At 68.7% G+C, this 13871-nt stretch carries 12 protein-coding genes; 7 read left to right on the top strand and 5 right to left on the bottom strand.

Annotation, left to right across the window (positions count from 1 at the left end):
- Nucleotides 1-32: 32 nt before the first annotated feature.
- On the top strand, nt 33-1205 hold the full coding sequence (gene dnaJ, locus P3102_RS36640) for a molecular chaperone DnaJ (protein ID WP_276365231.1): 1173 nt from the start codon (nt 33-35) through the stop codon (nt 1203-1205).
- 5 nt (nt 1206-1210) lie between these two features.
- Complete coding sequence (locus P3102_RS36635) at nt 1211-1639, top strand: helix-turn-helix transcriptional regulator (RefSeq protein WP_276365230.1); 429 nt, start codon at nt 1211-1213, stop codon at nt 1637-1639.
- A gap of 233 nt (nt 1640-1872) precedes the next feature.
- On the opposite strand, the gene P3102_RS36630 is transcribed toward P3102_RS36635, so the two are convergent.
- From P3102_RS36630 to P3102_RS36620, 3 genes are all read right to left on the bottom strand, one after another.
- Nucleotides 1873-2472 carry a DUF305 domain-containing protein gene (locus P3102_RS36630; RefSeq protein WP_276365229.1) on the bottom strand — a complete coding sequence of 200 codons (600 nt, stop codon included), beginning with the start codon at nt 2470-2472 and terminating at the stop codon, nt 1873-1875.
- Nucleotides 2473-2485: 13 nt separating this feature from the next.
- Nucleotides 2486-3238: a lytic polysaccharide monooxygenase gene (locus tag P3102_RS36625; protein ID WP_276365228.1), complete on the bottom strand. Its 753-nt coding sequence runs from the start codon at nt 3236-3238 to the stop codon at nt 2486-2488.
- A 162-nt stretch (nt 3239-3400) separates the two neighbouring features.
- Entirely contained in the window at nt 3401-4501 is a 1101-nt protein-coding gene (locus P3102_RS36620; RefSeq protein WP_276371515.1) for a globin domain-containing protein, read from the bottom strand.
- A gap of 337 nt (nt 4502-4838) precedes the next feature.
- On the opposite strand from P3102_RS36620, the gene P3102_RS36615 reads away from it, so the two are divergent.
- Nucleotides 4839-5656 (top strand): IS5 family transposase gene (locus P3102_RS36615; RefSeq protein ID WP_276363339.1). Its coding sequence is split into 2 segments (ribosomal slippage): nt 4839-5181 and nt 5181-5656, totalling 819 coding nucleotides; the frame shifts between segments, so codons are not numbered across the junction.
- Between the two features lie 170 nt (nt 5657-5826).
- Here P3102_RS36615 and P3102_RS36610 read toward each other — a convergent pair.
- Nucleotides 5827-7032, bottom strand: a complete 1206-nt coding sequence (locus tag P3102_RS36610) for a globin domain-containing protein (RefSeq protein ID WP_276365227.1) — start codon at nt 7030-7032, stop codon at nt 5827-5829.
- Between the two features lie 267 nt (nt 7033-7299).
- Between P3102_RS36610 and P3102_RS36605 the strand changes: the two genes are divergently transcribed.
- The 4 genes from P3102_RS36605 (at nt 7300) to P3102_RS36590 (ending at nt 12610) form a co-directional block, all read left to right on the top strand.
- The gene (locus tag P3102_RS36605) at nt 7300-7764 is read left to right on the top strand and encodes a MarR family winged helix-turn-helix transcriptional regulator (RefSeq protein ID WP_276365226.1); all 465 of its coding nucleotides are present in this window, start codon (nt 7300-7302) and stop codon (nt 7762-7764) included.
- A 75-nt stretch (nt 7765-7839) separates the two neighbouring features.
- Nucleotides 7840-9039, top strand: a complete 1200-nt coding sequence (locus tag P3102_RS36600; protein ID WP_276365225.1) for an MFS transporter — start codon at nt 7840-7842, stop codon at nt 9037-9039.
- Nucleotides 9040-9111: 72 nt separating this feature from the next.
- Nucleotides 9112-11709, top strand: coding sequence for an ATP-dependent chaperone ClpB (clpB, locus tag P3102_RS36595; RefSeq protein WP_276365224.1), 2598 nt, complete (start codon nt 9112-9114; stop codon nt 11707-11709).
- 190 nt (nt 11710-11899) lie between these two features.
- Nucleotides 11900-12610, top strand: a complete 711-nt coding sequence (locus P3102_RS36590; RefSeq protein ID WP_276365223.1) for a hypothetical protein — start codon at nt 11900-11902, stop codon at nt 12608-12610.
- 88 nt (nt 12611-12698) lie between these two features.
- Here P3102_RS36590 and P3102_RS36585 read toward each other — a convergent pair whose 3' ends face one another.
- Nucleotides 12699-13832, bottom strand: coding sequence for a hypothetical protein (locus P3102_RS36585; RefSeq protein WP_276365222.1), 1134 nt, complete (start codon nt 13830-13832; stop codon nt 12699-12701).
- Between the last annotated feature and the right edge of the window lie 39 nt (nt 13833-13871).

The raw sequence follows: 13871 nt of genomic DNA, 5'->3' as shown, positions 1-13871 counted from the left end.
CGGCGATACGGCGTGAAAGGAGGAGACGTTCGGTGAGTGCACGGGAATGGATCGGTAAGGACTTCTACCGTGAGCTGGGCGTCTCCTCCGACGCCACCGCGGACGAGATCAAGAAGGCCTATCGCAAGCTGGCCAAGGAGAACCACCCCGACGCCAACGCGGGCAACGTCGAGGCCGAGAAGAAGTTCAAGGCGGTTTCCGAGGCGTACGGTGTGCTGTCCGACACGGCCAAGCGCAAGGAGTACGACGAGGCTCGCCGCCTCTTCGGCTCCGGAGGTCCCGGCGGCTTCGGCTTCCCGGCCGGCGGTGGCGCCGGTGGGTTCGACGTCGGCGACATCTTCGGCCAGGCTGGTCAGCAGCAGAGCGGTTTCGGCGGCCTCGGCGACATCCTCGGCGGTCTCTTCGGCCGCCGCGGCGGGGCGGCCGGTGCCACGGCGAACCGGCCGCAGCGCGGCTCGGACGTGGAGACCGACGTCCGGATCGACTTCACCGAAGCGGTCAAGGGCGCGACCCTGCCGCTGCGGCTGTCGAGCCCGGCGACCTGTTCCACCTGCGGCGGGAACGGCGCGAAGCCGGGAACCTCCCCGAGGACGTGTTCGACCTGCCAGGGCAGCGGGCTGGTCAGCCGGAGCCAGGGCGCGTTCGCGTTCTCCGAGCCGTGCCGCGATTGCCGCGGCCGCGGCACGATCATCGACGATCCCTGCCCGGAATGCGCCGGCGAGGGCATCAGCACCCGCACCCGCACGCTGACCGTGCGGATCCCGCCGGGTGTCGCCGACGACCAGCGGATCCGTCTCGCGGGCCAGGGTGAACCGGGCCGAGGCGGGGCGCAGCCGGGCGATCTGTACGTCCGCGTGCACGTCGCCCCGCACGCGTTGTTCGGGCGCCAGGGCCTCGACCTGACGATCACCGTGCCGGTGTCCTTCGCGGAACTGGCCCTCGGCGGCACGATCACCGTGCCGACGCTCGAGGGCAAGGTCTCGCTGAAGGTGCCGCAAGGTACGGCGAGCGGCCGGGTGCTTCGGGTGCGCGGCAAGGGAATCGCGAAGCGTGACGGTTCACAGGGCGATCTGCTGGTCACCCTGCAGGCGGCCATTCCGGCCAAATTGGACGACCAGGCCCGTGAAGCGCTGGAGGCCTACGCCGAGGCCATGGCCGACCACGATCCACGACCGGAGATCACCGAACTTCTCGAAGGCAGGTGAGTGTGATGTTCGGCGGGTTGCCGCATGGTGCGGACGAAGACACGCCGGTGTTCGTCATTTCGGTGGCGGCGCAGCTTTCCGGCCTGCACGCGCAGACCCTGCGGTCCTACGACCGGCAGGGGCTCGTGTCGCCGGGCCGGACCTCCGGTGGTGGACGGCGTTACTCGATGCGGGACATCGCGTTGCTGCGCGAAGTGCAGCGACTGTCCCAAGAGGACGGGGTCAACCTCGCGGGCATCAAGCGGATCATCGAGCTGGAAAACCAGGTCGACGCGCTCCGGGCGCGCATCGCCGAACTGACCGAAGAGCTCACGACGGCGTACCTTGCCGCCGAACGGACGGCCGCGGCCGTGCATGCCTCCTACCGCAAGGATCTCGTCCCGCTGCGGCAGCAGACGGCGCTGGTCGTCTGGAAGCCCAAACGCCGCACCTAGTCTCACGGGCCCGAACACGTAACTCACGTGCCTGAAGCCGTAACTCGCGTGACTGAGCACGTCACTCACGTGCTTGAAGCCGTAACTCACGAGTTACGGCTTCAAGCACGCGAATGACGGCTTCAAGCACGTGAGTTACGGCTTCAGTCACGCGAATGGCGTCCCGCGGCGTTGGCTGGCAGAGTCGCGAATCCTTTAGGTGCGGGAAGTTCGCCTTCAGACGCCGGATCGTGTCATTGGCCGGGGACCAGGGTCCGGATCTGCTGGACCTCGCCGGTGCGTGAGTCCATGACCCGCTGGGCCAGTGCCTTCGCCTCCGGGTTCTTGCCGTCCTTCAGCTCGGTCCTCGCCAGCGCGACCCCGTTGTGCTGGTGGGCGACGAAGATGTCGGCGAAGTCGAGGGTGAACTCCGGACCATCCTTTTTGGACAGTGCTTCGAGCAGTCCCTTGTCCGTGAGCCCGTCGCCACCGTGATGGTGGTGCGCGTGCGGATCCGCCGAACCCGTCTCGGGTTTGCCCCAGCCCTTCAGCCAGTTCCGCATTTCGGTGTTCTCGGTCTGCTGCGTCGCCTCGATGGCGGCCGCGAGATCCTTGAGTTCCTGTTTCTGTGCCTGCTTGGCCTGCACCAGCTTGACGATCTCCACGCCCTGGTTGTTGTGGGCGATCATCATCTGCAGGAACATCACGTCGGCGTCGTTGTACTCCGCGGACGCCGCGGCGGCCGACTGGGGGACCGGGGAGATCGGGCCGCCGGCGGTGGTCGGTGAGCCATCACCGGTCCCGCAGCCCGCGAGGGCCACGAGACCGGCGACGAGAACGAGGGCCAGCTTCACTGGCGAGTCCCCCTTACTGCCGGGTCCAGAGCGCGGGGGTGTTGGGCGGTTCCCAGCCCTGGATCGCCGTGTGCGCCAGCTGGCAGCGATAGGTCGCGCCGCCGTAGGTCACCGTGCTGCCGACCGTGTAGGCCGACCCGGCCGCCCAGGTGCCACCGACGGGCGGTTTGCCGGTGCTGGTCGGGGTGTTCGACGTCGTCGGCGGGTTGCTGGTGGTCGGCGGGTTGCTCGTGGTGGGCGGGTTGCCGCCGCCGATCTGCAGGTCGATGCAGCTGTAGAAGGCCATCGGCGTGTCCGCGATGTTCCAGATGGCGAGCACCTTCTGGCGGCCGCTAAAGCCGTTCAAGCTCACCGTGTGCGACGTCGGGTCCTTCGGCGCGGAGTTGTTCCCGCTGATGTCGGCGATCTTGGTACCACCGATGTAGTACTCGTAGTTCGAGGTCCGGTGGTAGGCGGTGAACTTCCAGTTGAAGGTCACGCTGTTGCCGACCGACGCGGCGGGCCACGACTTCGATTCGTCGTTGAGCTCGGCGAAGCCGGGAAGGCCGCCGTTGCAGCTGCGGAGCCCCTTGGGGCCTTCGACGCTCTGCGGTTCGTAGGCGATGGCACCACAGCCGGAAACCTTGCCCTGGGCGCAGTTCGCCTGGCGGCTGGGCGGGGACAGCACGTAGCCGTGGGCGCTGGCCGCCTGGGGGATGGCGACGATGGCGATCGGGGCGAGGATCGCACCGGCGGCGGCTGCCACGAGCTTGCGTTTGACGGTCATGCCGGCTCCTGAGGGGGGTGGAACGACGGTGTTCCCGTGAGGGGGAGCAATGTGGTCTAGACCATAAATCCGCCGGTGACCGCGGTCAATGATTCGCGGACCTACTACTGCGTCGAGCCCAATCTGACCGGCCGAACGGCCTAATACGAACGAAGCATCGGCTCAGTCCAGGGTGAAGGGGTCGTACCTGATCCGCGCCAGGTCCGTACCGGCGGCGAGCAGTTTCGCGATCGTCGCGCGGATCATCGAAGGGGACCCGGCGACGTACACGTCGTGGTCCTTCCAGGCGCCGCGCTGCGTGACCGCCGTGGCCAGCGTGCCGCGGTCGCCGCCGGTGATGGTGCCTTCCTCGGTCACCGGGGTCACCGTCAGCCAGGGGCAGGTGACGGTCAGCCCGCGCAGCTCGTCGAGGGCGTAGAGGTCTTCCGGTTTCCGTCCGCCGAAGAACAGGTGCACCGGCGAGTTGTTCTTCCAGCGCGACATGTCGTCGAGCAGGGCGAGCAGCGGCGCGAGACCGGTGCCACCACCGATCATCAGCAGCGGACGGCTTTCCGTGTGCCGCACCGAAAGCGCGCCGAGCGACGGGCCGAGCCGCCAGCCGTCGCCGGGCCGGGTGTGGTGGACGATCGCGCGGGACACCCAGCCGCCGCGCACGGCGTGCACGTGGAACTCCATCGTCCCGTCGTCGTGCGGCGCGGTGGCCGGCGAGAAGTAGCGCCACATCCGCGGGCGCTGCGGGACTTCGACGCTGACGTAGCCGCCGGCCCGGTACGGGAGCGGCTGGTCGGTGCGTACCTTGACGACGGCGACGTCGCGGGAGGCGAGCCGGTGCTCGACGACCGTCGCCTTCCACCACGCGGGCCCGGCTTCTTTGCCGGCGGCCTCGCGCATGCTTTTCGAAATGACGCCGTACGCGGTGATCCAGGCGTCCTCGACCTCGGGTGTCCAGTCGTCCTTCAGGAATCTTTTCAGCGCGGCGATCAACGCGACACCGGCGGCGTCGTAATGGCGGCCGAGGACGTCGAACTTCCGGTGGTCGCGGCCCAGCTGGCCGAGAAAAGTGACCAATTCGTCGGGCCGGTCGACCATCTGCACGACGTAGACGAGCGCGCGCAGTAAACGATTTCGCTGGGTTGACATGGTGACCGGAAACAACGCCCGCGCGTCCGGCGCGACGGTGAAGAGCACTCCGTAAAAGTACTGGGACAGCTCCTCGGCCTTCGTTTCGACGGCGGCGAAACTTTCCCGGACGAGTTTGGCCATCCGGACGGTCTTGTCCGCCGCGGGTGTTTCGATCAGTGGCGGAACGGGAATCGGTGCGGATCTCGACGAACTCGGTGGATGCTCGTATTTCCCTGTTTCGGCAGTCATGGGTGGACGATTTTCTCCAGTCGGATCGGGCATATTTTCCAGACCCGATGTCAGCTTGGCCGTGTTTCCCCCGAGGGTTCCCGACTGTATGCCCGAAAGTCGCAAAAGGATCCGCGAATGGGTGGTTCCCGCCCGAACGGAGCAAACGATATACGCGCCGTCAACCCCGTCTGGCACTAAGAGCGTGTCTTACGTGGCGACCGGTGGCTGATGCGCCATGATCTTGGTCGTGGTTGATCGGTTGTCTTTGCGTCTTGTGCCGGATGAGCTGTGGGAACTGGTGAAGCCGTTGATCCCCGCGTTCACACCGCGTCCGCAGGGTGGTGGGACCGCGCCGTTGGATCCGCGGCAGGTGTTCACGGCGATCGTGTACGTGCTGACCAGCGGATGTGCTTGGCGGGATCTGCCGCCGTCGTTCGGCGTGCCCTTCCAGACCGCGCACCGCCGGTTCGCGCAATGGACAGAGGCCGGGCTATGGCGCGAGCTCCATCGTGTACTGCTTGACGAACTGGGCAGCCGGGGCTTGCTCGACTGGAGTCGTGCGATCGTGGACGGCGCCTCCGTCCGCGCGAAAAAGGGGGATCTCTGACCGGCCCCAGCCCGGTCGACCGAGGTAAACCCGGCTCGAAAATCCACGTCCTGTCCGACCGTGCCGGCCTGCCGCTCACGATCGCGATCTCCGCCGCGAACACCCACGACTCGCTCGCGCTCAAACCCCTGGTGATGGCGATCCCCGCGGTCAAGTCCCACCGAGGCCCGCGACGCCGCAAGCCCGCCAAGCTGCACGCCGACAAGGCCTACGACCAGCCCGCGCTCCGACACTGGGTCCGCGACCGCGGCATCACAGTCCGCATCGCCCGCAAAGGCATCGAATCCGCGGACAAACTCGGCAAACACCGCTGGGTGATCGAGCGAACCATGGCCTGGCTCACCGGATACCGCCGCCTCACCCTGCGCTACGAACGCAAAGCCGAACACTTCCTCGCCTTCCTTACCCTCGGAGCCGCCCTCACCTGCCACAAGAAACTCCGAAAGCTCACCACGTAAGACACGCTCTAAGTAAAGGTGATCAAGCGGGCCGCGCTTTCCTTGTTCACCGGTGGTTTTCGCCAGTTCGGCGGGACGGCGTGATCCGCCGATCGGGTGGCTTCTTCTCCGTGCTCACCGGGTCGCGTAACGACACGAATCCGGTGACTGACCCACCATTGTGGAATCGCTCAGTCGATGGTGAAGGGGTCGTACGCGATCTGGTCGAGCGCGCTGCCCGCGACCAGCATCCGGGAGACCGTCGCCCGGATCATCGCGGGCGAACCGGCGACGAGGATGCGGTGTCCTGGCCAGGATCCGTTCTGGGTGACGGCTTCCGCGAGTGTGCCCTGTACGCAACCCGGGGCTTCCTCGCCGTGCTCGACCACCGGCGTCACGGTGAGCCAGGGATTGGTGGCCGCGAGGGCGCGCAACTCGTCGAGGTCGTAGAGGTCCTCACGCGACGGTCCGCCGTAGAACAACTGGACCCTCGGGTTCTCGCCCCATTGCGCGAGGTCGTCCAGAATGGCGCGCAGCGGTGCGATGCCGGTGCCGCCCGCGATCATCAGGACGTCGCGGCCCTCGGTGCGGTCGACTGAAAGCCTGCCGAGCGGCGGTCCGAGCCGCCAGAGGTCGCCCGGCTGCGTGTGGCTCACGATCGCGCGGGACACCCAGCCCCCGTCGACCGCGCGCACATGGAACTCGATGCCGCCGTCTTCGCGCGGCGCGTTCGCCGGCGACAGATAGCGCCAGAGCCTCGGCCGCTGCGGGACTTCGACGCTCATGTACTGGCCGGGCTGGTACGGCACCGGGAATTCGGGCTGGACGCGGACCAGGGCGAGATCCCAGGTGAGCCGCCGGTGTTCGAGCACGGTGGCCGACCAGGACGCCGGGTTGACATCGGCCGCGGCGGCTTCCTGCATCGCGCGGGCGACGATGGTGAACGCCTCGGCCCAGGCCCGTTCGACCTCCGGTGTCCAGTCCGGACCGAGGTGGTTCTTGAGCGAGGCGAGCAGTGCGGTGCCGACGGCCTCGTAATGCCGGGGGATGACGCCGAACTTGCGGTGGTCGCGGCCAAGCTGGGTCAGGAACGGCACGAGGTCGTCGGGCCGGTCGACCATCTGCACGATGTGGACCAGCGCGCGTACCAGCCTGCCGCGCTGGACCTCCATGTTGATCGGGAAGAAGTCGCGGGTGGCGGGCGCGAGGGTGAACAGCATCCCGTAGAAGAACTGGGAGATCTCCGGGATGAAGGGCTCCGACTTCGCCCAGGTGTCCCGGATGAGCCGCACCATCGCGGTGACCGCGGGCGGGGCTTCCCTCGGTGCCGAGGAACGCGGCACCGGACTGACCGCGTCGGCCGTCACGGGCTGGGAGTCGCTGATCGGGAAGCGCATACCGGAAGACAGGTCCCCAGGTTCACGAACGAGGATCCGCCGGAGAAGAATTCACGGATCATTCACCTCTCCGGGCAATGGCTTTCGGCCGGTCGGCTGGTTCCGGCTCGCTCGCGAGACTAGCTGCCGAGAGCCCTTTTGCCCGCATCATTGCTCCGGACGGGTGTACTCGACACCGGCCGCAGTGGGAGATCTCACGAGGTGAACAGTTGTCCTGTGCAGTGTCGCCGAATAAGGTTGTACTGTACAAGTAACCGGGAGGCACCGATGAGCTCCGCCGAAGACGCCAGGGTCGAATTGATGCGTGAGTTGAAGGCCGCCTCCCAGTTGCAGCACGCCTGGATCATGCAGGCCTGGCAGGACGAGCCCGGGCTGCATCCGGCCGCGGCGATGCTGTTGTCGGACCTGGCGAAGTACGGTGAGGCACGTCCTTCGGAACTGGCCAAAAGACGCTTTGTGGACCTTTCGGTGGTAAGCCGTCAAATCTCCCAGTTGTCCGCGGCGGGAATGGTCGACCGCCGTCCCGCTCCCGAAGACGGCCGCGCGTCGATCATCAGCATCTCCGAACGCGGGCGCGTGGAACTGGGCCGCAGGCGGGCCGGCTATCTGGCCTTCATGGAGCGTGCGCTCGGTGACTGGGGCGACGAAAAGATCCTCGGCCTGACCACTCGCCTGGCCGAGATGAACGCCGACCTTCGCGCCGCCTTGTCGACGCAGACGTGCGACGTTTGAGCGGATCCGTTACTACCCGCCGGTCTTGACTGAACGGACCTTTTGCCTGGCTGTCACGCCGGTAGCGTCGATGTGGTGCGAAGCAGGGTCGCGTTGCTGGTCGCCTTGGGAATCGACAACTTCGGCTCGGGACTGTTCCTTCCGCTCGCGCTGGTCTTCGTCATCCGGGTGGTGGGCCTGCCCCTCGCCCAAGCGGGGGCCGCGGTCACTCTCGGCGCGTTCGCCGGTCTGCTCGTCCCCGTGCTCGCCGGAAGCCTCGTCGATCTGATCGGCCCGCGGACGGTGATGATCTGCTCCCACGTCCTGCAGGCCGCCGGCGCGAGCGCTTTCCTGCTGGCCGACGGTTTCGCCGGGGTCGTCGGCGCGTCCGTCATGCTCGCGGCCGGGCAGCAGCTGTTCTACAGCTCCCAGTTCTCGCTCATCGCCGACGTCGCGGGCGAAGGGCCGAAGGACCGGCCGTTCGCCGAAGCCGCGATGGTCCGCTCCGCGGGCTTCGGGCTGGGCGGGCTCGCGGCCGCCGGACTTCTGGTGTGGGCGGAACGGGAAGGCCTGTACGTCGCCGTGATGGTCGACGTCGCCACCTTCGTCGTCGCCGCGGCCATCCTCTCGACGGTGGTCGCGCCGGTCCCGCGGCACCTGCCGCGGCTCTCGGCGCCCGCGCGGGTGTGGCGGAACCGCCCGTACCTGGCCCTCATCGTGTTCAGCGGGCTTTTCGCGCTCACGATGGACTTCTTCCTCGTCGGGATGCCGGTGTACGTCTTCAACGCCTTGCAAGGACCGGATTGGCTTCCCGGCGCGATCATCGCGCTGCTCACCGTCGTCACCAGTCTGGGTGGAGTCGTCGGATTGCGGCTCACCCGCGGGCTGACCCGGATCGCCGCGATGCGCGCGGGCTCGGCGTTGTTCGCGGTGTGGTGCCTGGCGTGCCTCCTGGTGGTGTTCGTGCCGAAGGTCCTCCAGCCGGTTTACCTGCTCGGCGCGACCCTCGTGCTGGCCGCCGGGGATCTCGCGTTTGGTCCGCGATCCGGGGCGCTGGCCGAAGCCGCGGCACCGCCTGAGGCGCGAGGCCGGTATCTGGCGGCCTTCCAGTACGCGTTCACACTCGCCGCGGTGATCGCTCCGGCCGTCGTCGCGCTGTTCTCCGTGGCAGTCTGGATCCCGTGGGTGCTCGTGGCCGCGTGTGCCTGCACGGCCGTCGTCGGCCTCGGCCGGGTGGGCCCGCGGCTGCCCGCCGAGGCCGTCTCGCCGACCGGAGGCCGAACTTTTCCAAGTTGAGCGGAACAGACTCAACTTTTCTGACGTTGTACCGGTCGACAGACTTTCGCAGGACCTAGTACGAGGTGAGGGATGGACGCTTTCAACCCGACCACGAAGACCCAGCAGGCGATCTCGTCGGCGGCGCAGGCGGCCACGATGGCGGGCAACCCGCATGTGGCGGCCGCGCACCTGCTCGGTGCCCTGCTGGCGCAGGGTGAGGGGCTCACCGCACCGCTGCTGACCGCGGTCGGGGCCGATCCGGCGCAGGTGCACAAGGAGCTGGAGCCGCTGATCGCGGCACTGCCGTCGGCGACCGGCGCCACCGTGTCGAGCCCGCAGTTCGACGCGCACGCGGTCAAGGCGCTGACGCACGCGCAGAAACTCGCGACCGAACTCGGTGACGAGTACGTCTCGACGGAGCACCTCCTCGTCGGCCTCGCCACCGAGGGCGGCCCGGTGGCGGACCTGCTCAAGCGGCACGGCGCCACCCCGGACGCGTTGCGCGAGGCGTTCGCCAAGGTGCGCGGCTCCGCGCGGATCACCAGCCCGGATCCGGAAAGCACCTTCAAAGCACTGGAGAAGTACGGCGTCGACCTGACCGAGCGCGCCCGCGCCGGCGAGCTGGACCCGGTGATCGGCCGCGACACCGAGATCCGCCGCGTGGTGCAGGTGCTCTCGCGCCGCACCAAGAACAACCCGGTGCTCATCGGCGAGCCGGGCGTCGGCAAGACGGCCATCGTCGAGGGGCTCGCCCAGCGCATCGTCGCCGGTGACGTGCCGGAATCGCTGCGCGGCAAGCGGGTCGTGGCGCTGGACCTCGGCTCGATGGTCGCGGGCGCCAAGTTCCGCGGTGAGTTCGAGGAGCGGCTGAAGGCCGTGCTCAAGGAGATCACCGACTCCGCGGGCGAGGTCGTCACCTTCATCGACGAGCTGCACACCATCGTCGGCGCGGGCGCGACCGGCGAAGGGGCGATGGACGCGGGCAACATGATCAAGCCGATGCTCGCCCGCGGTGAGCTGCGCATGGTCGGCGCGACCACGCTCGACGAGTACCGGCAGCACATCGAGAAGGACGCCGCGCTGGAGCGACGCTTCCAGCAGGTGCTGGTCGGCGAACCGTCCACCGAGGACACGATCGGCATCCTGCGCGGCCTCAAGGAGCGGTACGAGGTGCACCACGGGGTGCGCATCACCGACGCCGCGCTCGTCGCCGCCGCGACCCTGTCCGACCGCTACATCACCGCCCGGTTCCTGCCGGACAAGGCGATCGACCTGGTCGACGAGGCGGCGTCGAAGCTCCGCATGGAGATCGACTCGCGGCCCGTCGAGATCGACGAGGTCGAGCGCGCCGTGCGGCGGATGGAGATCGAGGAGATGGCGCTGTCCAAAGAGGACGACGCCGCCTCCGAGGACCGGCTCGCCGTACTGCGCTCGGAGCTGGCCGAGAAGCGGGAGACGCTGACCGCGCTGACCGCGCGCTGGCAGAACGAGAAGGGCTCGATCGAACGCGTCCGCGATCTCAAGGAGCAGCTGGAGCAGCTGCGCGGCGAGTCCGAACGCGCCGAACGCGACGGCGACCTCGGCAAGGCCGCCGAACTCCGCTACGGCCGGATTCCCGCGCTGGAGAAGGAGTTCGAGGCCGCGATCGCCGCCAGCGAGCTCAGCCAGCAGAACGTCATGCTCAAGGAAGAGGTCGGCGCGGACGACGTCGCGGACGTGGTCAGCGCGTGGACCGGCATCCCGGCCGGACGGCTGCTGGAGGGTGAGACGGGCAAGCTGCTCCGGATGGAGGAGGAGCTCGGCGAACGCGTCGTCGGGCAGAAGGAGGCCGTGCAGGTCGTCTCGGACGCGGTGCGCCGCACCCGGGCCGGCGTCGCCGACCCCGACCGGCCGACCGGTTCGTTCCTGTTCCTCGGCCCGACCGGCGTCGGCAAGACCGAGCTGGCGAAGGCGCTGGCCGAGTTCCTGTTCGACGACGAGCGCGCGATGCTGCGGATCGACATGAGCGAGTACGCCGAGAAGCATTCGGTGGCGCGACTGGTCGGGGCGCCGCCGGGCTACGTCGGCTACGACCAGGGCGGGCAACTGACCGAGTCGGTGCGCAGGCGGCCGTATTCGGTGGTGCTGCTGGACGAGGTCGAGAAGGCGCATCCGGACGTGTTCGACGTGCTCCTGCAGGTGCTCGACGACGGACGGCTCACCGACGGCCAGGGCCGCACCGTGGACTTCCGCAACACGATCCTGGTGCTGACCTCGAACCTCGGCTCGCAGGCCATCGCCGACCCCTCGCTCGACGAGCGTCAGCGCAACGACGCGGTGATGTCGGTGGTGCAGCGGCAGTTCAAACCGGAGTTCCTGAACCGGCTGGACGACATCGTGGTCTTCCACGCGCTCGGCACCGACGAGCTGACGTCCATTGTGGACATCCAGATCGCGCGGCTCGCCTCGCGGCTTTCGCGTCGCCGCCTGACGCTGGACGTCACCGCCGGGGCGCGCGAGTGGCTCGCGCTGAACGGCTTCGACCCGATCTACGGCGCGCGGCCGCTGCGGCGGCTGGTGCAGTCGGCGATCGGCGACAAGCTGGCGAAGCAGCTGCTGGCCGGAGAGATCCGGGACGGCGACACGGTCCGGGTGGACATCCCGGCCCAGGAGGCGTCGGACGCGCTCACGGTCACCCGGATGGACTGACGCGGGCGTCACCTGCGCCCCATGCCGGGAACGGCCCGTCCCTCGCCGGGGACGGGCCGTTCCCGGCATTGGCGACACGGCGATTTGTCGACGTTTCCGCCCGCCTTCCGTGGTGTGGTACCGAAAGGGGTGGCGCGACACGGCGCCCGGCGATCACCTCCGGTGTGGGCAGGGGGATACCCTGACCGTCGTGGGTATTCCGGCGTGGATCTGGTTCGTCATCGCCGCCGTCGCCTTGGTGGCGGGGCTGGCGCTGCTCGCGGCCGACCGGGCGAAGGAGGGTTCGCGCAATCGTGAGCGAATGCGCTGGGCCGAGCTGCGCGGCTGGCAGTTCGCCGAAGAGGACGAACGATTGCCGCGGCAGTGGTCCAACGGCGCGATCGGGTACTTCGGCGCGCAGCTGGCGGTCAACGTCGTGGCCGGGTCCACCTTCACCTCCGACGGGCGGCGACCCGTCTTCATCTTCGACATCGAGACCGAGGGCCAGATCCCGGCGGTCGTGGTCGCCGTCCGGTGCAACCGCGTGCACGAGGTGCCGCTGGAGATGTGGCTGTCCAGTGTGCCGTTCCAGCGCCAGGGCATGCCCGAGATGCTCGGCCCGATCGGCCAGCGTTATGCCTTCGCGGACGACTCCGAAGGCGCCCGCAAGGTGATCACGCAGGATCTCGTGGACGCGGCGGACTCGCTCGGCGGCGACGTCGGCGTGGCGTGGCTGGAGAACGAGTGGGTGCTCGCGAGCGTCGCCCCGAACGCCGGGCCGTCTCGGCTCGAGCGGCTGCTGCGCGACCTCGGCGAGATCGCCGACATCGTGGACCCGTTCGACGAGGAGTACGACAACGCTTCGACCCCGGCCCGCCACTGGCAGGCCGAGGCCGCAGGCGACGTCGAGCCGCAGGCTTAGCCGGCCACGCCCGGTCTGCTCGGGCCGGAGTGCCGTGTCGCGAAAGCATCTTCCGCGACGTCGGGAGCCGGGCGAGCGGACTGCCGCGTCAGAAACGCTCGAGTTCGCAAGGGAGCGCCCCGGCCGTCGCGCCGGTGCGCCACGACCGACCGAACACGGTCAGCTCCAGCGTCCCGGACTGCGTCACCCGCCCCGCCCGAGTGAAATCGGTGGTCGGCAGGACCCCGTGCGAGGTCGTCGTCGTGGTGCCGCGGGCGGACGCCACGTCACCGATACCGAGGTCGCCGCTGGTCCGGTGGGAACCGGCCCCGGTGAACCCGGCGCCGTGCTGCGCCAGCCGCATGTCCTGCCCGGTGGTCACCAGCCCGGACGACGAGCCGATGGTGCCGCCGAGCGCGTGTTCCTGGCCGAAGCCGGTGCCGGAGCCGACGTCCAGCGGCAGCAGACCCTTGACCCGGCCGTCGCCGTGCTGGGCCGAAGTCGTCCCCACGGCGGCGAGTTCGCCGACGTCCACGGCGTGCCCGGACGACCGGCCTGCCGCCAGCACGCCGCCGAGGTCGCCGGAGAAACCGCCGTCGAGCCGCAGGGCCCGGTCGGGGCCGCCGCCGAGGTGCTGCTCCGTCTCGTTGATCACGCCGACCCCGGGCAGCGGGCGGACGGCGTGATAGGTCCCCTCGGCCACGCGGAGGCCGCGGCTGTCCTCGGAAATGAGAGTGGGAACACCGGTGCGCGGATCGAGCGTGGCCTCGGTCAGCCGGGTACCGGTCCGTTCGAGTTCGAGTTCGTTCCCGGCGACGACACCGCCGTGGCGGTCGAACCTCACCGCTTCCCGCTGGCCTTTCTTGACGGCTTCGGTGGTCTTCGCCGCGGCGAGCACGCCGACCTTGTCCGGACGGGCCGTGACACCTTCGCGCGTCTCGACGGTCTCGCTCACCGACCGGCGGACGTCCGCGACGACCTTCAGGTCACCGGCGTCCTTGCTGAAGAAATTCCGCTCGGTGGTGGTCAAGAAACCGCGAAAGACGGATGTGTCGCCTTCGCTGGTGAAGCCGACACCGCGATCGAGAGTGCCTTCGCGCTGGTGATCGAAAGGAAGCGGGATCGACGGATCGGGCTGGGCGGCGAGTGCGCCGGCCGGTCCGGTGAACAACAACGCCAGCGGCGCCGCGCCGGCCGCGACCTTGGGCAGGTAGCTCGGCTTGCGCCTGCTGTGCTTCCCCATGAGGCCGCACGATACTGCCCGGCTTGCGCGGTCGCACGT

Source organism: Amycolatopsis sp. QT-25, assembly GCF_029369745.1.
Classification (GTDB): Bacteria; Actinomycetota; Actinomycetes; order Mycobacteriales; family Pseudonocardiaceae; genus Amycolatopsis.
This window is presented reverse-complemented; position numbering and strand designations above follow the sequence as displayed.